23 protein-coding genes are annotated in these 18,302 nt (G+C 67.2%); all 23 read right to left on the bottom strand.

Features of this window, described 5'->3' with window-relative positions:
* Positions 1-11 precede the first annotated feature (11 nt).
* Positions 12-242 (bottom strand): Sec-independent protein translocase subunit TatA, encoded by a 231-nt coding sequence (tatA, locus tag ACZ5YA_RS21590; protein ID WP_054455514.1) that lies wholly within the window; start codon positions 240-242, stop codon positions 12-14.
* Positions 243-256: 14 nt separating this feature from the next.
* Positions 257-625: a histidine triad nucleotide-binding protein gene (locus ACZ5YA_RS21585; RefSeq protein WP_054455512.1), complete on the bottom strand. Its 369-nt coding sequence runs from the start codon at positions 623-625 to the stop codon at positions 257-259.
* A gap of 17 nt (positions 626-642) precedes the next feature.
* Positions 643-993 (bottom strand): phosphoribosyl-ATP diphosphatase, encoded by a 351-nt coding sequence (locus ACZ5YA_RS21580; RefSeq protein ID WP_013390944.1) that lies wholly within the window; start codon positions 991-993, stop codon positions 643-645.
* Positions 990-1,394 (bottom strand): phosphoribosyl-AMP cyclohydrolase, encoded by a 405-nt coding sequence (gene hisI / locus ACZ5YA_RS21575; RefSeq protein WP_054455509.1) that lies wholly within the window; start codon positions 1,392-1,394, stop codon positions 990-992. Before hisI ends, ACZ5YA_RS21580 begins: the two co-directional genes overlap by 4 nt.
* Before the next feature lie 281 nt (positions 1,395-1,675).
* Positions 1,676-2,494 carry an imidazole glycerol phosphate synthase subunit HisF gene (gene hisF, locus ACZ5YA_RS21570; protein WP_059376785.1) on the bottom strand — a complete coding sequence of 273 codons (819 nt, stop codon included), beginning with the start codon at positions 2,492-2,494 and terminating at the stop codon, positions 1,676-1,678.
* On the bottom strand, positions 2,491-3,231 hold the full coding sequence (gene hisA / locus ACZ5YA_RS21565; protein WP_054455505.1) for a 1-(5-phosphoribosyl)-5-[(5-phosphoribosylamino)methylideneamino]imidazole-4-carboxamide isomerase: 741 nt from the start codon (positions 3,229-3,231) through the stop codon (positions 2,491-2,493). The genes hisF and hisA overlap by 4 nt, the downstream gene beginning before the upstream one ends.
* A gap of 56 nt (positions 3,232-3,287) precedes the next feature.
* A complete protein-coding gene (gene hisH / locus ACZ5YA_RS21560) occupies positions 3,288-3,983 on the bottom strand; it encodes an imidazole glycerol phosphate synthase subunit HisH (RefSeq protein WP_464091215.1) in 696 nt (231 codons plus the stop codon).
* 35 nt (positions 3,984-4,018) lie between these two features.
* On the bottom strand, positions 4,019-4,606 hold the full coding sequence (gene hisB / locus ACZ5YA_RS21555; protein ID WP_013390948.1) for an imidazoleglycerol-phosphate dehydratase HisB: 588 nt from the start codon (positions 4,604-4,606) through the stop codon (positions 4,019-4,021).
* Position 4,607: 1 nt separating this feature from the next.
* Positions 4,608-5,696 (bottom strand): histidinol-phosphate transaminase, encoded by a 1,089-nt coding sequence (gene hisC, locus ACZ5YA_RS21550; RefSeq protein ID WP_280014494.1) that lies wholly within the window; start codon positions 5,694-5,696, stop codon positions 4,608-4,610.
* A complete protein-coding gene (hisD, locus tag ACZ5YA_RS21545; RefSeq protein ID WP_118933484.1) occupies positions 5,693-6,997 on the bottom strand; it encodes a histidinol dehydrogenase in 1,305 nt (434 codons plus the stop codon). Before hisD ends, hisC begins: the two co-directional genes overlap by 4 nt.
* 53 nt (positions 6,998-7,050) lie before the next feature.
* A complete protein-coding gene (gene hisG / locus ACZ5YA_RS21540) occupies positions 7,051-7,731 on the bottom strand; it encodes an ATP phosphoribosyltransferase (protein ID WP_059376797.1) in 681 nt (226 codons plus the stop codon).
* On the bottom strand, positions 7,728-8,996 hold the full coding sequence (gene murA, locus ACZ5YA_RS21535) for a UDP-N-acetylglucosamine 1-carboxyvinyltransferase (RefSeq protein WP_118933485.1): 1,269 nt from the start codon (positions 8,994-8,996) through the stop codon (positions 7,728-7,730). The genes hisG and murA overlap by 4 nt, the downstream gene beginning before the upstream one ends.
* The gene (locus ACZ5YA_RS21530) at positions 8,996-9,241 is read right to left on the bottom strand and encodes a BolA family protein (protein WP_059376809.1); all 246 of its coding nucleotides are present in this window, start codon (positions 9,239-9,241) and stop codon (positions 8,996-8,998) included. The genes murA and ACZ5YA_RS21530 overlap by 1 nt, the downstream gene beginning before the upstream one ends.
* A 5-nt stretch (positions 9,242-9,246) precedes the next feature.
* Positions 9,247-10,059 (bottom strand): ABC transporter permease, encoded by an 813-nt coding sequence (locus ACZ5YA_RS21525; protein WP_464091214.1) that lies wholly within the window; start codon positions 10,057-10,059, stop codon positions 9,247-9,249.
* Positions 10,056-10,868, bottom strand: coding sequence for an ABC transporter ATP-binding protein (locus ACZ5YA_RS21520; protein WP_059376817.1), 813 nt, complete (start codon positions 10,866-10,868; stop codon positions 10,056-10,058). Before ACZ5YA_RS21520 ends, ACZ5YA_RS21525 begins: the two co-directional genes overlap by 4 nt.
* Positions 10,869-11,037: 169 nt before the next feature.
* Positions 11,038-11,664, bottom strand: coding sequence for an MlaC/ttg2D family ABC transporter substrate-binding protein (locus tag ACZ5YA_RS21515; protein WP_059376820.1), 627 nt, complete (start codon positions 11,662-11,664; stop codon positions 11,038-11,040).
* Positions 11,665-11,702: 38 nt separating this feature from the next.
* Entirely contained in the window at positions 11,703-12,509 is an 807-nt protein-coding gene (locus ACZ5YA_RS21510) for an MlaA family lipoprotein (RefSeq protein ID WP_059376823.1), read from the bottom strand.
* Between the two features lie 81 nt (positions 12,510-12,590).
* Positions 12,591-13,088 carry an outer membrane lipid asymmetry maintenance protein MlaD gene (gene mlaD / locus ACZ5YA_RS21505; protein WP_059376825.1) on the bottom strand — a complete coding sequence of 166 codons (498 nt, stop codon included), beginning with the start codon at positions 13,086-13,088 and terminating at the stop codon, positions 12,591-12,593.
* Positions 13,089-13,100: 12 nt separating this feature from the next.
* Positions 13,101-13,889: a lipid asymmetry maintenance ABC transporter permease subunit MlaE gene (mlaE, locus tag ACZ5YA_RS21500; protein WP_013390959.1), complete on the bottom strand. Its 789-nt coding sequence runs from the start codon at positions 13,887-13,889 to the stop codon at positions 13,101-13,103.
* On the bottom strand, positions 13,886-14,722 hold the full coding sequence (locus ACZ5YA_RS21495; protein WP_059376827.1) for an ABC transporter ATP-binding protein: 837 nt from the start codon (positions 14,720-14,722) through the stop codon (positions 13,886-13,888). The genes mlaE and ACZ5YA_RS21495 overlap by 4 nt, the downstream gene beginning before the upstream one ends.
* A 242-nt stretch (positions 14,723-14,964) precedes the next feature.
* Positions 14,965-16,026, bottom strand: a complete 1,062-nt coding sequence (locus tag ACZ5YA_RS21490; RefSeq protein ID WP_464091213.1) for an NAD(P)H-dependent flavin oxidoreductase — start codon at positions 16,024-16,026, stop codon at positions 14,965-14,967.
* An 18-nt stretch (positions 16,027-16,044) separates the two neighbouring features.
* Positions 16,045-17,022, bottom strand: a complete 978-nt coding sequence (locus tag ACZ5YA_RS21485; RefSeq protein ID WP_059376832.1) for a Bug family tripartite tricarboxylate transporter substrate binding protein — start codon at positions 17,020-17,022, stop codon at positions 16,045-16,047.
* 20 nt (positions 17,023-17,042) lie between these two features.
* Positions 17,043-18,263, bottom strand: coding sequence for a YbfB/YjiJ family MFS transporter (locus tag ACZ5YA_RS21480; RefSeq protein WP_464091212.1), 1,221 nt, complete (start codon positions 18,261-18,263; stop codon positions 17,043-17,045).
* Positions 18,264-18,302: the final 39 nt, after the last annotated feature.

Here is an 18,302-nt window from a genome sequence, read left to right as displayed (position 1 = left end):
CGAGCAGGCGCTCAGGAGTTGGATTTTTCCTTGGCCTGCACGTCGATGGTGTCGCCGGAGACGCGTTGCTGCGCGATCGGCTCGGCCGGCTTGTCGCCGCCGTTGGCGTCCTTCATGCCTTCCTTGAAGCCCTTGACCGCGCCGCCCAGGTCCGAGCCGATGTTGCGCAGCTTCTTGGTGCCGAAAATCAGCGCCACGATGACCAGGACAACCAACCAATGCCAGATGCTGAAACTACCCATGATGTTTCTCCGAATTACGCGTTGGGGGCCACGCGCCCTTTCCAGGGTCGCGAGCCGCCGATGATGTGGAAATGCAGATGCGGGACTTCCTGGCCGCCTTCGACGCCAGAATTGATCATGATGCGAAATCCGCCATCAGGGCCCGGATTGCAACCGTTTTCAGCGGCTAACCGCGGCGCTAACGACATCATTCTACCCAACCATTCTGCGTCCTCCCCCTTAATATCCTGCATGGATGTGACATGACGTCGAGGGATCAGCAATAAATGTACCGGCGCGGCCGGATTAATGTCGTGGAACGCAACAAAGTCCTCGTCCTCGTAGATTTTCTTGGACGGGATGTCGCCAGCGGCGATCTTGCAGAAAATACAGTTGTCGCTCATTTTTCCGGGTTCCGTGTTCAGTCTTGCGGGCGGCTCGCCTTTTCCGCTAGGCCGGACAGGCCCTCGCGGCGAGCCAGTTCGGCCAGTACGTCTTCGGGCCGAAGCTTGAAATGTGTCAAGGCCACCAGGCAATGGAACCACAGGTCGGCGGTTTCGCTGACGATGCGGTCGGGCACGCCGTCCTTGGCGGCCATGACCAGTTCGGTGGCTTCTTCGCCGATCTTCTTGAGGAAGGCGTCGGGGCCTTTGGCCAGCAGCTTGGCGGAATAGGAGGCTTGGGGATCGCCGCCATTTTCGGGACGGCGGGTTTCCAGGGTATCGGCGATGCGCGCGAGGATTTCGGCGGCGCTTGCGGCTTGAGCGGTCATTTGTAGATCAGTTCGGGGTCTTTCAGCACGGGGTCCACCGTGATCCAGGAAGCCTGGTCGGTCTGGCCTTCCAGGCGGCGGTAGAAGCAGCTGGCGCGCCCGGTATGGCAGGCGATGCCGCCTTGCTGGTGGATCTTGAGCAGGATCACGTCGCCGTCGCAGTCCAGGCGCAGTTCGTGCACTTCCTGGGCATGGCCGGACTCTTCGCCCTTGCGCCACAGGCGCTGGCGGGAACGCGACCAGTAAACGGCGCGCCCGGTGGCGGCCGTTTCGGCGAGCGATTCGCGGTTCATCCAGGCCACCATCAGGATCTGGCCGTTTTCGGCGTCCTGCGCGATGGCGGGTATCAGGCCGTTTTCGTCGAAGACGACGTCGGCCATCCAGGCGGGTTCGTTGCTCATCTCATTCATCCGTTGTCCTCGCGCGGCGCCTTGCAGGCCGCCACTGGCGCGTGGGGACTCATCATCTTACGGCAATACCTTGTTGCACGCCTGAGAGGGGCTTCCCAAACTGATCCAGACTATCCCCAATTCAGGCCAGGCGAGCTGGGTTTTTCAATGCGTGCCAAGCAATCCGGCCTATGCAACTCGAGGCGCCACTCAAGCGAGGCCGCGCGGAGCCGGGCTCCGCCGGTCCGCTGCGGCACCCCCCTGGGGGGGAGCGCCGCAGGCGCTTCGGGGGGCTACATCCGTACTGGGATGCCGAGGCCAGCCATGAAGCGCTTGCACTCGCCCACGGTGTGCTGGCCGAAGTGGAAGATGCTGGCGGCCAGGACCGCGCTGGCGCGGCCGGTGGTGACGCCATCTGCCAGATGCTGCAGATTGCCCACGCCGCCGGAGGCGATGACGGGCACGGGCACGGCGTCCGAGACGGCGCGCGTGAGTTCCAGGTCGAATCCGGACTTGGTGCCGTCGCGGTCCATGCTGGTCAGCAGGATTTCACCCGCGCCGTAGGCGGCCATGCGGCGCGCCCAGGCCACGGCGTCCAGCCCGGTGGCCTTGCGGCCGCCATGGGTGAAGACTTCCCAGCGGGCGGGCTCGCCCTGGGCCGAGACGCGGCGCGCATCGATCGCCACCACCACGCATTGCGAGCCGTGGTAGTCCGAAGCGGCGCGGACCAGTTCCGGATTGGCCACGGCGGCGCTGTTGATGCTGATCTTGTCGGCGCCGGCATTCAGCAGGCGCTGGATGTCGGACACCTGGCGCACGCCGCCGCCCACGGTCAGCGGAATGAAGACCTGCGAGGCCACCTGCTCGATGATGGGCAGGATCAGGTCGCGGCCGTCGCTGGTGGCGGTGATGTCGAGGAAGGTGAGTTCGTCGGCGCCCTGCTCGTTGTAGCGGCGGGCGATCTCGACGGGGTCGCCCGCGTCGAGCAGGTTGACGAAGTTCACGCCCTTGACGACTCGGCCCGCGGTGACGTCAAGGCAGGGAATGATGCGGCGGGTCAGCGCGCTTTGCACGGGCGCGCCGGCCGCGGGGGTGCTGCTGGAGGTGGTCATTTTGCCAGTTCGTCGGCGCGTGCCTGCGCCGCTTGGAAGTCGAGCGTGCCTTCGTAGATGCTGCGGCCCAGGATGGCGCCTTCGACGCCGTCTTCCTCGACGGCGCAGAGGGCTTCGATGTCCTGGATGCCGGCGATGCCGCCCGATGCGTAGACCGGGATGCGCACGTGCTGGGCCAGGCGGACCGTGGCTTCGACGTTGACGCCGGACAGCATGCCGTCGCGGCCGATGTCGGTGTAGATGATGGCTTCGCAGCCGTAGTCCTCGAACTTCTTGGCCAGGTCGAGCACGTCGTGGCGGGTCAGCTTGCTCCAGCCGTCGGTGGCGATCTTGCCGTCGCGGGCATCCAGGCCGACGATGATCTGGCCCGGGAAGGCGCCGCAGGCGTCCTGCAGGAAGCCGGGGTTCTTGACCGCGGCCGTGCCGATGATCACGTAGGAAATGCCGGCGTCGAGGTAGCGTTCGATGGTGTCGAGGTCGCGGATGCCGCCGCCGATCTGCACGGGGATGTCGTCGCCGACAGCGTCCAGGATCGCCTTGATGGGGGCTTCGTTCTTGGGTTTGCCGGCGACGGCGCCGTTCAGGTCGACCAGATGCAGGCGGCGCGCGCCTTGGTCGAGCCAACGTGTGGCCATGGCGGCGGGGTCTTCAGAGAACACCGTTGCATCGTCCAGGTCTCCCTGGCGCAGGCGCACGCAGCGCCCGTCTTTGAGATCGATGGCGGGGATCAGCAGCATGGTGGGCAGCGAAAAAATATATGGGTTGAAAGGGCTGGCGGGCGTGGGCTCGGAGCCTACGGCTGCCAGTCTACAAAATTGCGATACAGGCGCAAACCGTGCTCGGCGCTCTTTTCGGGGTGAAACTGCACCGCGAAAATGTTAGCTGCCGCCACCGCGCAGGTAAAGGCAAGGCCATACTCGGTTTCACCAACAGTCAGGTCCGGATCTTCCGGGTCGGCGTAGTAACTATGGACGAAATAGAAGTGCGTTTCGTCCGGAATGCCGGCCCAGATAGGATGAGAGCGCGTCTGGCGCACTTTGTTCCATCCCATGTGCGGGACCTTGAGGCGCTCGGGGCGGGTGTCGGCCAGTCCGGCGGCGCCGGCGTCGGTCAGGCAGGCCGCGTCATCGCTGACGGGGTCGGCAAAGCTGGGGCCCGAGAAGCGGCGCACCACGCCGGGGAACAGCCCCAGGCAGGAGGTGCCGCCTTCCTCGCTGGAATCGAACAGCATCTGTTCGCCCACGCAGACGCCCAGCAGGGGCTTCTCGCGCGCGGCGCGCACGACGGCCTCGCGCAGGCCGGATTCGTTCAGGGTGCGCATGCAGTCCGCCATGGCGCCCTGGCCGGGAAACACGACGCGGTCGGCCGCGGCGATTTCCTGGGGTTGGCTGCAGATGCGGATGTCGGCATCGGGGGCGGCGTATTTCAGGGCGCGGGCGACGGAATGGAAATTGCCCATTCCGTAGTCGACGATGGCGATAGTGGTCACTTCTTTCTGCCTGCTGCGGGTGGATGGCGGAGGTGTTACAGCACGCCCTTGGTGGAGGGCACGACGTCGCCCATGCGGGGATCGACTTCCATGGCCATGCGCAGGGCGCGGCCACAGGCCTTGAAGACCGTTTCCGCCTGGTGGTGGGCATTGACGCCACGCAGGTTGTCGATGTGCAGCGTGATCAGGGCGTGGTTGACCAGGCCCTGGAAGAATTCGCGCGTCAGGTCCACGTCGAAGTCGCCGATGCGGGCGCGCGTGAAGGGGATGTGGTATTCCAGGCCCGGGCGGCCGGAGAAGTCCACCACCACGCGCGACAGCGCTTCGTCCAGCGGCACGTAGGCGTGGCCGTAGCGGCGCAGGCCGGCCTTGGTGCCGACCGCCTTGGCAATGGCCATGCCCAGCGTGATGCCCACGTCTTCAACCGTATGGTGCGCGTCGATGTGCAGGTCGCCTTCCGCCTTGATGTCGAGGTCGATCAGGCCGTGGCGCGCGATCTGGTCCAGCATGTGGTCCAGGAACGGCACGCCGGTGTCGATCGTCTGCTTGCCGGTGCCGTCGATATTGACGGCCACGCGGATGCGGGTTTCGTTGGTGTTGCGGGTGATCTCAGCGGTACGCATGTTAAGCACTCAAAATCTCTTGCAGGGCGGATAGCAAGGCGGCGTTTTCGGCCGGGGCGCCCACCGAGATGCGCAGGCAGTCGGCCAGCAGCGGATGGGCGTTGGAGAAGTTGCGAATCAATATTTTGCGCGTTTTCAGGGCAAGATGCACGGCGTTGCCGTCCAGCTTGCCGGAAAAGCGGGCAAGAACGAAGTTGCCGGCGGAAGGGAATACCCGCACCCCGGGCAACTGGGCCAGGGCGGCGGCCAGCGGTTCGCGGTCCGCGCGCAGGCGGGCGGCCTGTTCGTCCAGCACCGGCTTGTGGCGCAGCACGGCCGACAGCGTGGCCTGGGTCAGCACGTCCAGGTTGTAGGGCGGGCGGACCTTGTTCAGTTCCGCGATCCAGGCCGGATGGCCGGCCAGGTAGCCGAAGCGCAGGCCGGCCAGGCCGATCTTGGACACCGTGCGCATGACGACCACATTGGGCGCGTCCAGCACCTGCGGCATCCAGGTACGGTCGGCGAAGGGCTGGTAGGCCTCGTCCAGCACCACCAGGCCGGGCGCGGCGGCGATGATGGCCGCTACGTCCTCATCGGACCAGAGGCCGCCGGTGGGGTTGTTGGGCACGGCCAGGAACACCACCTTGGGCTGGTGTTCCTGAATGGCGGCCAGCATGGCCGGCAAGTCCAGGGTCAGGTCGGCGGTCAGCGGCACGCCGACGAAGCGGGCGTGGTCGAAGCGCGCGGCCATGTCGAAATAGACAAACGACGGCCAGGGCGACAGCACCGCGTCGCCCGGGTTGCAGCAGGCCTGCACCACAATGTGGATGAGTTCGTCCGAGCCGTTGCCGAACAGCACGTCCGCCGCATCCGGCACGCCGAAGGCCGTTTTCACGGCCGCTTGCAGCGCCGACAGGTCGGCCGCCGGGTAACGGTTGAGCGGCGTGTCGCGCACGGCGCGGGCGATGTCCTCGCGCACCGCCTCGGGCAGTTCGTAGGGACATTCCATGGCGTCGAGCTTGATGCAGCCCTCGGCGTGGGCCACGGGATAGGCGGCCAGTTCGCGGATGTCCGCCCGGACGGTGCCGGCGATGCGGCCCGGCACGCTCATGGCTGGTCGATCCGGTATTGGGCGCTGGCGGCATGCGCCTGCAGGCCCTCGCCCAGCGCCAGTTCGGCGGCGATGCGGCCCAGTTTCTGGGCGCCTTGGTGCGAAACCTGGATCAGGCTGGAGCGCTTCTGGAAGTCATAGACGCCCAGCGGCGAGGAAAAGCGCGCCGTGCGCGAGGTCGGCAGCACGTGGTTGGGGCCGGCGCAGTAGTCGCCCAGCGATTCGGAGCTGAAGCGGCCCATGAAGATGGCGCCGGCATGGCGGATCTGCGCGGTCCATTTTTCGGGCTGCTCGGTGGAGATCTCGAGATGCTCGGGCGCGATGTCGTTGGCGATCCGGCAGGCTTCTTCGAGATCCTGGACCAGGATCAGCGCGCCGCGGTTGGCCAGGCTGACGCGCAGGATGTCGGCGCGCGGCATGGTGGGCAGCAGGCGCTCGATCGAGGCCTGCACTTCTTCGATGAAGGCGGCGTCGGGGCACAGCAGGATGGACTGCGCGAGCTCGTCGTGCTCGGCCTGCGAGAACAGGTCCATGGCGATCCAGTCGGCGGGCGTCTTGCCGTCGCAGATGACCAGGATTTCGCTGGGGCCGGCGATCATGTCGATGCCGACCACGCCGAACACGCGGCGCTTGGCGGCGGCGACGTAGGCGTTGCCCGGGCCGACGATCTTGTCCACGGCCGGCACGGTGGCGGTGCCATAGGCCAGCGCGCCCACGGCCTGCGCGCCGCCGATGGCGAAGACGCGGTCCACGCCGGCGATGGCCGCGGCGGCCAGCACGATGGGATTGCGCACGCCGTCCGGCGTGGGCGTGACCATGACCAGTTCCTGCACGCCCGCGACCTTGGCCGGGATGGCGTTCATCAGCACCGAGGACGGATAGGCGGCCTTGCCGCCGGGCACATACAGGCCCACGCGGTCCAGCGGGGTCACCTGCTGGCCCAGCATGGTGCCGTCGGCGTCGGTATAGGTCCAGGTCTCGGCGCGCTGGCGTTCGTGGTAGCTGCGCACGCGGTCGGCGGCGGCTTCCAGCGCGTTGCGCTGGGCCGCGGGCAGCGCGGCCAGGGCCGCATGCCAGTCCGCTTTGGGGATCTCCAGCGTCTGGGCCGATGCGCCGGGCATGCGGTCAAAGCGCTGCGTGTATTCCACCAGCGCGGCGTCGCCGCGGACGCGCACGTCGGCCAGGATGCCGGCCGCGGCGCGGTCGATGGATTCGTCCTCGGTGGCTTCGAAGGCCAGCAGCGTGGACAGGGCGGATTTGAATCCGGGATCGCGGGAGTCGAGACGATTGATCAGGGCCATGGCGTCATGGAGCAAGCAGGTAACGGCCGCCGCGGCGTCGCGGCGGGCGAGGGTCAGGCGTTGCGGGCAGCGGCTCTTTCGAAGGCATCCAGCAGCGGTTGCAGGCGGGCGCCGCGGGTCTTCAGCGCGGCCTGGTTGACGATCAGGCGCGAGGAAATCGGCATGATGTCTTCCACCGCGACCAGGTCGTTGGCGCGCAGGGTGCCGCCGGTGGACACGAGGTCCACGATGCAGTCGGCCAGGCCCACCAGCGGCGCCAGTTCCATCGAACCATACAGCTTGATGATGTCCACGTACACACCCTTGGCCGCGAAGTGTTCACGGGCTGACTGCACGTACTTGGTGGCCACGCGCAGGCGCGCGCCCTGGTGGACCGCGCCTTCGTAGTCGAAGCCCTTGCGCACGGCCACGGCCAGGCGGCACTTGGCGATGTTCAGGTCGATCGGCTGGTACAGGCCGCCGGGTTGTTCCTTGGCGTGCTCGATGAGCACGTCCTTGCCCGCGATGCCGAGGTCGGCCGCGCCGTACTGCACGTAGGTGGGCACGTCCGAGGCGCGCACGATGATCAGGCGCAGGCCGGGATCGCTGGTGGGCAGGATCAGCTTGCGCGAACTTTCGGGATTCTCGGGGACTTCGATGCCGGCCTCGGCCAGCAGCGGCATGGTCTCTTCGAAGATGCGCCCTTTGGACAGTGCCAGGGTCAGGGGGGCGACGGTGGTGGGGGCATCGTTCATGCCTGTTCCTTGCCGGTAACGCGTTGGATGTTCGCGCCGAGCGCGCGCAGTTTGACTTCCATCTGGTCGTAGCCGCGATCCAGGTGGTAGATGCGGTCGACCAGGGTTTCGCCTTCGGCCGCAAGGCCGGCGATGACCAGGCTGGCCGAGGCGCGCAGGTCGGTGGCCATGACGGTGGCGCCAGACAGGCGCGGCACGCCGCGCACGACGGCGGTGTGGCCGTCGATGTCGATGTCCGCGCCCATGCGGCGCAGTTCCTGCACGTGCATGTAGCGGTTTTCGAAGATGGTTTCGACGACGACCGAGGTGCCTTCGGCCACGGCGTTCAACGCCATGACCTGAGCCTGCATGTCGGTGGCGAAGCCGGGATATTCCAGCGTGCGAAAGCCCACGGCGCGGGGGCGCGAGGACATGGCGCAGCGGATCCAGTCGGGGCCGGTCTCGATGGTGAGGCCGGCCTCGGTCAGCTTGCCCAGAGTGGCGCCGAGGATGTCCGCATCGGTATTGCGCAGGACGATGTCGCCGCCCGCAGCGCCTACCGCGCACAGGAAGGTGCCGGCCTCGATGCGGTCGGAGATGACGCGGTGTTCGGCGCCGTGCAGGCGCTCCACGCCGTCGATCACGATGCGGCTGGTGCCGTGGCCCTGGATGCGCGCGCCCATCTTGATGAGCAGTTCCGCCAGGTCCACCACTTCGGGTTCGCAGGCGGCGTTTTCCAGCACGGTCCGGCCTTCGGCCAGCACGGCGGCCATCAGCAGGTTTTCGGTGCCGGTGACGGTGACCATGTCGGTGCGCACCGAGGCGCCCTTCAGGCGTTTGGCGCGCGCCACCACGAAGCCGTGTTCGATGCTGATTTCGGCGCCCAGCGCGGCCAGGCCCTTGATGTGCTGGTCCACCGGACGCTGGCCGATGCTGCAGCCGCCGGGCAGGCTGACGCGGGCTTCGCCGAAGCGCGCCAACAGCGGGCCCAGCACCAGGATGGAGGCCCGCATGGTCTTGACCAGGTCGTAGGGAGCTTCCAGCTTGTCGACCTGGTTGGCCTGCAGCGTGACCGTGCCGTCCGCGTCACGCTCGGCGCGCACGCCCATGCGGCCCAGCAGGCGCAGCATGGTGGCCGTGTCGTTGAGGTGCGGCACGTTGCTGAGGGTCAGCGCGTCGGCGGTCAGCAGGCCCGCGCACAGGATGGGCAAGGCCGAGTTCTTGGCGCCGGAGATGGAGATTTCGCCTTGCAGGCGCGAACCCCCGGTGATGCGTAGCTTGTCCATTACTTGCCTGCTTGCTGGTATTCGGCGGGAGTCAGGGTGCGCATGGACAGCGCATGGATCTCGGCCTTCATGCGGTCGCCGAGCGCGGCATAGACCAGCTGATGGCGCTGGATCAGGCGCTTGCCTTCGAAGGCGGCGCTGACGATGACCGCGTCGAAATGCGAGCCGTCGCCTTGCACGTCGAGATGTTCACAGGGCAGGCCGTCCGCGATGTATTGGCGGACTTGCGCGGGAGTGGGAAGCATGGACGTCAGTTCCTGAGTTTGTAGCCGCTGGCCAGTAGCCGCAGCGCATAGAGCGATAGCGCGAGGAACACCCCCGTCACCACCGCCAGGCTGCGCCAGGGGGAGACGTCCGACACCGAGAAGAATCCGTAGCGGAAGCCGTCGATGGTGTAGAAGATGGGGTTCCAGTGGGACACGCCCTGCCAGAAGGCGGGGAGCGTGTGGATGGAATAGAACACGCCGGACAGGAATGTGGCCGGCATGATGAGGAAGTTCTGGAAGGCCGCGAGCTGGTCGAATTTCTCGGACCAGAGGCCCGCGATCAGGCCCAGCACGCCCATGATGCCGCAGGCCAGCACGGCGAAGATGGCCAGCCACAGCGGGTGGGCGGGGACCAGCGAGACAAAGAACAGCGCCACCACCCACACGCACAGCCCGACCGCGAGGCCGCGCACGATGGCCGCCAGCACGTAGGCGGCGAAGATGTCGCGGTGCGACAGCGGCGGCAGCAGCATGAAGACCAGGTTGCCGGTGATGCGGCTCTGGATCAGCGATGACGAGGGATTGGCGAAGGCGTTCTGCAGCATGCTCATCATCATGAGCCCGGGGATCAGGAACGCCGTGTAGGGCACGCTGCCGTACACCATGACGCGCCCTTCCAGCACGTGGGCGAACACCAGCAGGTATAGCAGCGCGGTGATGACGGGCGCGGCGATGGTCTGGAAGCTGACCTTCCAGAAGCGCAGCAATTCCTTGCGCAGCAAGGTCGGGAAGCCGGAGCCCGCATCCAGGCGGGGCTGCACCAGCGGCTGGCTGGCGGTCGCGGCGGGCTGGGTCATGACGAGATCTCTTCGGGTTGCAGGGCGGTCGCGGGTTGCTCGTCGCCTTCGTGCATGATGCGCACGAAAGCGTCTTCCAGGTCGACCCCGCCGACGCGGGCCATCAGGGCCTGGGTGGTGTCCAGCGCCACGATGCGGCCGCGCTTGAGCATGGCGATGCGGCCGCACAGGGCTTCCGCTTCTTCCAGGTAGTGGGTGGTCAGCATGATGGTGTGGCCGGCCCTGTTCAGGCGCGAAATGAATTCCCACAGCGTGCGCCGCAGGTCCACGTCCACGCCGGCGGTGGGTTCGTCCAGCACGATCACGGGCGGACGGTGCACCAGCGCCTGGGCCACCAGCACGCGGCGCTTCATGCCGCCGGACAGCGCCCGCATATTGGAGTTGGCCTTGTCGGCCAGCCCCAGGTTGAACAGGATTTCGTCGATCCAGTCGTCGTTCTTGCGCAGGCCGAAATAGCCGGATTGGATGCGCAGGGTCTCGCGCACCGTGAAGAACGGGTCGTAGACGAGCTCTTGCGGCACCACGCCCAACGCCCGCCGCGCCGACTTGTAGTCGGCCACGACGTCGTATCCACAGACCGTGGCGCGGCCCGAACTGGCGTGCGCCAGACCGGCGAGGATCGAGATCAGCGTGGTCTTGCCGGCGCCATTGGGCCCGAGCAGGCCGAAGAACTCGCCGTGCTCGATGTTCAGGCTGACATTGTCCAGCGCCTGGAAGCCGGCGGCGGGCGCGCGCCCGAGCAGCTTCTGCCAGCCGCGCTGGCGCGGGGTATAGACCTTGGAGACGTTTTCTAGACTGACGGCGGACATGACGGCGGGAAATGGCCCGGAAAGAGCGAATTGATCATTATATAAGCGCGCCGCCGCTGCCCTGGCCGGTAGCCCTGGCATTCCCCTGGGTATCCGGCTGGTCTGTCCCTAAAATAATCGGCCCGGCGGGCCACTAGGGCGCGCCGGGCCGCGACAGCCGCAAGGCCGGTCATTGGTTGCGTTGGTTCAACGCCTTGATGAGGCCGTCGATGCCGTCGCGGTTGATCTGCTGGGCGAACTGGTTGCGGTAGTTTTCGATGAGCCAGATGCCTTCGACGTTCATGTCGTAGATCTTCCAGCCCTGGGCCGTCTTTTCCAGGCGGTAGTCGACGCCCACCGGCTGATCGTTGCCCTGGGAGATCAGGGTGCGTACGACCACGTCGTCGGCTTTGGGATCGCCGCGGAACGGCAGCGCGCGCACCGTGGTGCTGGACGTGACGCGGGTCAGCGCGCCGCTGTAGGTGCGTACCAGCGTGCCGCGGAAGGCGTCGGCCAGTTCCTTTTTCTGCACGTCGTTGGCCTGGCGCCAGTAGCGGCCAGCGGCCAGGCGCGTGGTCTTCTGGAAGTTGACGTAGGGCAGGATGTGCTCGTTGACGACCTGGTTGATGCGGGCGGGGTTGCCGGCCTTGACGGAGCCGTCGGCCTTCAGCACGTCCAGGGCCTCATTGGCCGTGGCGAGCACGAACTGGTCGGGAGAACCGTTGGGGTCGGGTTTGGCCTGCGCGCCGGCGGTCAGGCCCAGGGCCAGCAGGCCCGTGAAAACCAGACGCTGCAGGGAAACAAAAGAAACTCGCATCAAAACTCCTTACTTGTACTGGGGCGCAACCCCGCGGCTTACTTGGCCGCAGGTTGCGCCGCGGGTTGAGCCGCCGGCTGCGCGGCGGGGGCGGCGGCGTCCTCGTCGTCTTCGTAGTTGGGCAGCGAGGACTCGTCGTCCACCTTCTGGCCCAGCACCATGGCGGCGCGGCGCTGCAGATAGGCATCGCGCACGAAGCTGTAGGGATCGAGCGCGACGCGGTCGATGGTGTCGGTGGCGCTCAGCAGGCTGGCGCGCGTGTCGACCACGCGCAGGCCCCACAGCGAGTTGCGCAGGCGGACGTTGTCGATGGAATCGACGCCCATGTAGCCGTAGGTGGTGCCGGCGTAATCGCCGATCAGGCCAGCGCCGTCGCGTACCGACGACGAGCCGAAGAACGGCAGCACCAGGTACGGACCCTGGCTGAAGCCCCACACGCCCAGCGTGGTGCCGAAGTCGTTCGGGATGCGGCGCGCGCCATTGGCCGAGGCGACGTCGAAGCAGCCGCCCACGCCCATGGTGGTGTTGAACAGGAAGCGGCCCAGCGTGTTGACGAAGTCGTGGCCGCGGCCCTGCAGGAAGCTGTTGGCGCCGGACCAAAGGTCGCCGACGTTGCTGAAGATGTTGTGCACGCAGCTGCGCACCGGCTGCGGCGTGACGAAGGTATACGCCTGCGCCACCGGCTTGAAGACGGCGCGGTCGACGGTGTCGTTGAATTTGTACACGCCCCGGTTGAAGCCTTCCCAGGGGTCGCGGGGATCCGGGTTCTGCGGCGCGGCGCAGCCTGCCATCAGCGCGCCCGCGGCGGCGACGGTGGCAATCCTGCAAATAGCTTTCTTGTTCATGATCAGGGCATCCCTATCAACGATTCTTATGATATTGCGTACCTTGGACGCGCTGCTGTTACCGCGTCTGTCGCATTGTCTTTAATTTGGCGTTTTCGCGGCGGGTTCCGACGCGCTCGAGCCTTGCTTCTCGGCCGACCCGTACAGGAACTGGCTGATCAGTTGTTCAAGCACCACGGCGCTTTGCGTGTAGCGGATCTTGCCGCCGTCGACAAAGTTTTCCTCTTCGCTGCCCGCGGTCAGGCCCAGGTATTGTTCACCCAGCAGGCCCGACGTCAGGATGGACGCCGAAGTGTCCTTGGGGAACTGATAGGCCGTTTCCAGGTTGACCGAGACGATCGCCTGGAAGGTCTTGTCATCGAACGAGATGCCGGCAACCCGGCCCACGACGACCCCCGCGCTCTTGACGGGCGCGCGCACCTTGAGGCCGCCTACGTTATCGAAGTTGGCCGTCAGCGTATAGGTCGGGGCGAAAGAAAAGGTGCTCAAGTTGCCGGCGCGCAACGCCAGGAACGCCAGCGCGACCGCGCCCAGCAATACAAACAGGCCTACCCAGAAGTCGGTTTTTTCGCGAGACATGATCGATCCGTATCAATTTCCAAACATCAAGGCGGTGAGCAGGAAGTCCAGCCCAAGTACCGCCAGGGAGCCCACCACCACGGTGCGAGTGGTCGCGCGGGCAACGCCTTCCGGGGTGGGCTTGGCCTGCCAACCCTCGTAGAGCGCGACCAGCGTCACCGTGACGCCGAAGACCAGGCTCTTGATGACGCCGTTGGCCACGTCTTTCCAGACGTCGACGCCGTTTTGCATCTGCGACCAGAACGCGCCGGCGTCCACGCCGATCAGAAGCACGCCCACGACCCAGCCGCCCAGGATGCCCACCATGGAGAACACCGCCGCCAGGATGGGCATGGCGATGATGCCGCCCCACAGGCGCGGCACCAGCACGCGGCGTATGGGGTCGACGGCCATGACTTCCATGGCCGCGAGTTGCTCGCCGGCTTTCATCAGGCCGATTTCCGCGGTGAGCGAGGTGCCCGCGCGGCCGGCGAACAGCAGCGCCGTGACCACGGGCCCCAGTTCCCGCACCAGCGACAGGGCCACCAGCAGGCCCAGCGCTTCTTCCGAACCGTAGCGGTTCAGCGTGTAATAACCCTGCAGCCCCAGCACGAAGCCCACGAACATGCCGGAGACGGCAATGATGAGCAGCGAGTAGTTGCCGATGAAATGGACCTGCTGCGACACCAGCCGCGGACGCGACAGCGCAATGCCGCTGCGCGCCAGCATGGCGCCGAAGAACCGGGTGAAGTAGCCGATGCCGGAAACGCGGGTGCGTACCCAGCCGCCCAGCGCGCCGATGGCGTTGTTGGATCCGCTCATGCGCGGCGGCCCTCCTGTTGCGAAAGCCACTTCTTGAAAGCGGGCGTTTCGGGATACTGGAACGCGACGGGGCCGTCGGGCTCCCCTTTGAGGAACTGCTGCACGTAGGGGTCTTGCGAGGCCGACAGCATTTCCGGCGTGCCGGCGGCGGCAAGCTTGCCCTGCCCGACCAGGTACACCTGGTCCGCGATGGCGAACGATTCATGCACGTCGTGCGTGATCAGCACCGAGGCGCAGCCGAGCCGGTCGGCCAGGTTGCGGATCAGGCGGGCGGTGATGCCCAGCGAGATCGGGTCCAGCCCCGCAAACGGTTCGTCGTACAAAATGAGTTCGGGCTCCAGCACCACGGCGCGGGCCAGCGCCACGCGCCGGGCCATGCCGCCGGAGATTTCCGCCACTTTCAGGTGCGCGGCTGCGCGCAGGCCGACGGCGTCGAGCTTATCCAGCACGCGCTCGGTGACTTCGGGTTCCGTTAGTTTGGTGTGTTCGCGCAGCGGGAAGGCCACGTTCTCGAACACGTTCAGGTCGGTGAAAAGCGCGCCCTGCTGAAATAGGACGCCCATGCGCTTGCGCAGCGATTGCAGTTCGGTGCGGCTGACATGGGCCATGTCCTGGCCGAAGGCCAGCACCCGGCCCCGCTGCGCGGTGAGCTGGCCGGTGGCCGCGCGCAACAGCGTGGTCTTGCCCGAACCGGAGCCGCCCATGATGGCGACGACCTGGCCGGCGCGTACGTCCATGGAAATGTCGCGCAAGACGGTGAAATCACCATAGCCTAGCGCCACACCTTCCAGGCGCAGGGCGAAGTCCGGGGTCTTGCTGGTTTGAGCGGGCATGGGCAACGAAAGGGTGTTTCGGCGGCGGAGCTTGCCCTGCTGTCCGGTCGATGCAACCGGCAAAATTCATAGCCGGCGCGGCGAAGACAGGCGGCGTCGGGAAGCGCCCTGTTACTCATATGCCGGGGGCGAGACTAGGCCTGGGCTCCCGGCGGCGAGGCGCCATTGTAGCCCGACGCTTTGTAATCACAACGCGATAGCCCGCGCGTGGAACAGTGTTTTCGGTTCAGGGAACAATATGCTTAGCGCCGCGCCTGTGCCGCCGCGGTCTCCCGGACCAGCCGCGCGACCAGGTCGGCGGTGCTCTCGCGCCGCGCGAGCGGCGCGCCCTGGCCGGCCCACAGGGACAGCACATCGGTGTTGCCGGCCTTGCCTCCCGCCGTGCGCATGGGGCGCGTCAGCGCGTTCTGCAGGGGGTACGGCAGGATGTCGGCCGCGATGGCGTCGGCCTCGCGCATGAAGGCGTTTTCGATGCCGCGGGCGGGCCGTCCCGAGAACGCCCGGGTCACGCGCGATTGCTCCGCGCGGGAGGCAGGCAGCAGCGCCTTGTAGGCTTCATTGATGCCGGATTCCGTGGTGGTCAGAAAGGCCGTCCCCATTTGTGCCAGATCGGCGCCCAGGGCCAGCGCGGCGGCGATGCCGCGGCCGTCCATGATGCCGCCGGACGCAATAACAGGGACGGATACTGCGTCGGCGACCTGTGGCACCAGCGCCATGGTGCCGATCAACGATTCCTCGAAGCCGCCCAGGAAGGTGCCGCGGTGGCCGCCGGCCTCGGCGCCCTGCGCCACGATGGCGTCCACGCCGTCCTGTTCCAGCGCGACCGCCTCGCGCACGGTGGTGGCGGTACCCACGGTCAGGATGCCCAGCTCGCGGCAGCGCGCGATGGCCGCGGCCGGCATGCGGCCGAAGGTGAAGCTGAAGACGGCCGGCCGTACCCGCAGGATGGCCTCGATCTGTTGCGGCAGCGGGTCGGCCTGCGGGCCGGGCTCGGCGGGAGCCGGAAGGCCCAGCTGCTGGTGGTAGCGCGCCATCAGCGCCAGCATGCGGTCGGCGTCGCCGCGCATGGGTTCTTCCGGCACCGATGCGAACAGATTGATGGCGAACGGCAGCGGCGTGCGCGCGCGGATGTCGCGCGCCGCCGCCTCGATCTGCTCGGGACTCATGTAGGCCGCCCCGAGCGACCCCAGGACTCCCGCCTTCGATGCCTCGGAAACCAGCTCTACCGTCGTGGCGCCGCCGGCCATGGGGGCCTGGACGATGGGATGGTGCAGCTTGAGCAGATCAATCAGACGGGTAGCCATGGAATTTCTCCTGGAAGGTTACTGAAGCTGGATGTTCCCAGCCTTGATGACGTGGGCCCACTTCTCGGTTTCGCTCTTGATGAAGGCGCCGAATTCCTCGGGCGTGCCGCCGCCGGCCTGGCTGCCGGTGTCGGCGATGGCCTTTTGCACGTCCGGTTCCTTCAGGATGCGGTTGAACTCGGCATTGAGCTTGGCGATGATGGGCGCGGGCGTGCCGGCGGGGGCGACGATGCCCTGCCAGTTATAGGACTCGAAGCCCGGCAGACCGGATTCGGCCATGGTCGGCACGTCGGGCAGCACGGCCAGGCGCTTGGCGGAGGTGACCGCGATGGGGTGGATCTTGGCGCCCTGGATCGCGGGCAGCGCGGAATAGCCCATTTCGAACATCATCGAGATATGCCCGCCCATGAGGTCGGTCGCCGCCAGGCTGCCGCCCTTGTACGGGACGTGGACGATGTCGATCTTGGCCTGCTCGCGGAACATTTCGCCGGACAGGTGGTGCGCGCCGCCCACGCCAGACGAGCCGAACGACAGCTTGCCGGGCTGCTTCTTGGCCAGCGCGATCAGGTCCGCCAGCGTCTTCACGGGCAGCTCGTTGTTCACGCTCAGCACCAGCGGGCTGTTCTCGATCAGGATGATCGGGGCCAGATCCTTCTGCGGATCGTAGGGCATGTCCTTCATCAGCGTCGGATTGACCGCCATGGGTGCCAGGTTGCCCGTGCCGATGGTGTAGCCGTCGGGCGCGGCGCGCGCGATCAGGTTGGTGCCGACCACGCCGCCCGCGCCCGCCTTGTTCTCGACCACGATAGGCTGGCCCAGCGAGTCGCCCAGCTTGCGGGCCAGGAGGCGCACGCGGGTGTCGGCGAAGCCGCCCGGCGCGTAGGGCACGATCATGGTGATGGGCTTGGCCGGCCAGTCGGTGGTCTGGGCCTGGGCGGCGCCGCTGAAGGCGGTGGCGGCTGCCAGGGCGACAATAAGGGGACGCAACGATTTCATGCAGATGACTCCTGGTTTTTTTAGTGTGAACGGGCCCGCGGGCCGATCGCATTATGCCCAGCGGCATTGTCATCTGTCGTGATCTTTCCCAAGCGCCACGCGGATAGCATCAGCAGCGCGGCGCTGGCCGCCAGCACCTGCGGCAGGCCGACGCTCCACTGCGCGGCCCAGGACGCCAGCAACGGTCCCAGGATCTGCCCGGCGGCGAACGCCGCGGTCATGAGGGCTGCCGCGCGCGGCGCGGAGGCACCCGCCGAGCGCCTGGCGGCCAGCATGCCCGCCTGCGTGATCACCATGAAGGTGCCGCCCACCAGCACAGCGGCCACGATCACGGCGGCGATGTGGTGCCAGACGGCCACGGCCAGCATGCCCAGCGCCATGAGAGCCTGGGCGGCGCGCCAGATTTGCACGCTGTCGCGGCCCCGCGCCAGGCGAGGCACCAGCAGGCAGGACACCGCCGCGGCCAGGCCGAACAGGGGCCAGGCCCAGCCGAAGATGGCCGGGTCGGGAATGATTTCCTTGGCCATCGCCGGAAGGAAGGTGGCTGGGACGATGTAGCCCACGCCGAACGCGCCATAGTGCAGCGCCAGCGCAGGGATGTCGCGCGGCAGCCGGGCGGCGTGAGCCGCGCTGGCCGATCGCGCCGGCATTGGCGTGGCTTGGCGGCGCAGCCCTGACCAGGCGATTGCGGACAGCGCCAGCGCCAGCCCGCCCAGCGCGATCCAGACCGTGTCGGCGCGCGCGCCCCAGGCCGCCAGCGCCAGACAGGCCAGCCCCGTCAGCGCAATGCCCGCGCCCACGCCTGCGTAGGTCACGGCGGACGCGTCCGCTTCGCGCGGATCGCCCGCAGGCACCGCCCGCCATGCCGCCACGCAGATGAAGGCGCTGGCGCTGGCGTAGCCTGCGGCCAGCCGCAGCGCGCACCACATTGCCATGCCGTGCCAGAGCGGCATGGCCAGCGTCAGCAGCGCCACCGCAAGCAGGCTGGCCGCCAGCGTGCCGCGCAACCGGCGGATGGGCCAGGCGACCGCCGCCAGCGCACCCAGCAGATAGCCCACGTAATTGGCGGAGGCCAGCCAGCCGCCCTGCGCCAGCGACAGCCCGGCCTCCTGCGCCATCAGGGGCCAGACCGGCGTGAAGGCGAACCGGCCTATGCCCATGGCGGCGGCCAGGGCCAGCGCTGCGGGCCATGCCAGGGCGGCGGCGCCGCGCGAGGCGGAAGGGTAAATGGGCGTTGACATGGCCCTTACTCTACGGCTGTACTAATATCATTAATAGTG

It is taken from the genome of Achromobacter sp. JCM 18799, from assembly GCF_055395645.1.
Note: the sequence above shows the minus strand (reverse complement) of the source record. Positions and strands in the feature narration are given on the sequence as shown.

What these genes read in the sequence shown, in the direction of transcription:
- mlaD (WP_059376825.1), bottom strand. Translation starts at nt 13,088, where the DNA reads ATGTCTCGCGAAAAAACCGACTTCTGGGTAGGCCTGTTTGTATTGCTG.
- hisB (WP_013390948.1), bottom strand. Translation starts at nt 4,606, where the DNA reads ATGCGTACCGCTGAGATCACCCGCAACACCAACGAAACCCGCATCCGC.
- ACZ5YA_RS21510 (WP_059376823.1), bottom strand. Translation starts at nt 12,509, where the DNA reads ATGAACAAGAAAGCTATTTGCAGGATTGCCACCGTCGCCGCCGCGGGC.
- ACZ5YA_RS21520 (WP_059376817.1), bottom strand. Translation starts at nt 10,868, where the DNA reads ATGTCCGCCGTCAGTCTAGAAAACGTCTCCAAGGTCTATACCCCGCGC.
- hisF (WP_059376785.1), bottom strand. Translation starts at nt 2,494, where the DNA reads ATGACCACCTCCAGCAGCACCCCCGCGGCCGGCGCGCCCGTGCAAAGC.
- hisI (WP_054455509.1), bottom strand. Translation starts at nt 1,394, where the DNA reads ATGAGCAACGAACCCGCCTGGATGGCCGACGTCGTCTTCGACGAAAAC.
- ACZ5YA_RS21495 (WP_059376827.1), bottom strand. Translation starts at nt 14,722, where the DNA reads ATGCCCGCTCAAACCAGCAAGACCCCGGACTTCGCCCTGCGCCTGGAA.
- ACZ5YA_RS21480 (WP_464091212.1), bottom strand. Translation starts at nt 18,263, where the DNA reads ATGTCAACGCCCATTTACCCTTCCGCCTCGCGCGGCGCCGCCGCCCTG.
- murA (WP_118933485.1), bottom strand. Translation starts at nt 8,996, where the DNA reads ATGGACAAGCTACGCATCACCGGGGGTTCGCGCCTGCAAGGCGAAATC.
- hisA (WP_054455505.1), bottom strand. Translation starts at nt 3,231, where the DNA reads ATGCTGCTGATCCCCGCCATCGATCTCAAAGACGGGCGCTGCGTGCGC.
- tatA (WP_054455514.1), bottom strand. Translation starts at nt 242, where the DNA reads ATGGGTAGTTTCAGCATCTGGCATTGGTTGGTTGTCCTGGTCATCGTG.
- ACZ5YA_RS21485 (WP_059376832.1), bottom strand. Translation starts at nt 17,022, where the DNA reads ATGAAATCGTTGCGTCCCCTTATTGTCGCCCTGGCAGCCGCCACCGCC.
- hisG (WP_059376797.1), bottom strand. Translation starts at nt 7,731, where the DNA reads ATGAACGATGCCCCCACCACCGTCGCCCCCCTGACCCTGGCACTGTCC.
- ACZ5YA_RS21585 (WP_054455512.1), bottom strand. Translation starts at nt 625, where the DNA reads ATGAGCGACAACTGTATTTTCTGCAAGATCGCCGCTGGCGACATCCCG.
- ACZ5YA_RS21580 (WP_013390944.1), bottom strand. Translation starts at nt 993, where the DNA reads ATGACCGCTCAAGCCGCAAGCGCCGCCGAAATCCTCGCGCGCATCGCC.
- hisD (WP_118933484.1), bottom strand. Translation starts at nt 6,997, where the DNA reads ATGGCCCTGATCAATCGTCTCGACTCCCGCGATCCCGGATTCAAATCC.
- hisC (WP_280014494.1), bottom strand. Translation starts at nt 5,696, where the DNA reads ATGAGCGTGCCGGGCCGCATCGCCGGCACCGTCCGGGCGGACATCCGC.
- ACZ5YA_RS21490 (WP_464091213.1), bottom strand. Translation starts at nt 16,026, where the DNA reads ATGGCTACCCGTCTGATTGATCTGCTCAAGCTGCACCATCCCATCGTC.
- ACZ5YA_RS21525 (WP_464091214.1), bottom strand. Translation starts at nt 10,059, where the DNA reads ATGACCCAGCCCGCCGCGACCGCCAGCCAGCCGCTGGTGCAGCCCCGC.
- mlaE (WP_013390959.1), bottom strand. Translation starts at nt 13,889, where the DNA reads ATGAGCGGATCCAACAACGCCATCGGCGCGCTGGGCGGCTGGGTACGC.
- ACZ5YA_RS21530 (WP_059376809.1), bottom strand. Translation starts at nt 9,241, where the DNA reads ATGCTTCCCACTCCCGCGCAAGTCCGCCAATACATCGCGGACGGCCTG.
- ACZ5YA_RS21515 (WP_059376820.1), bottom strand. Translation starts at nt 11,664, where the DNA reads ATGCGAGTTTCTTTTGTTTCCCTGCAGCGTCTGGTTTTCACGGGCCTG.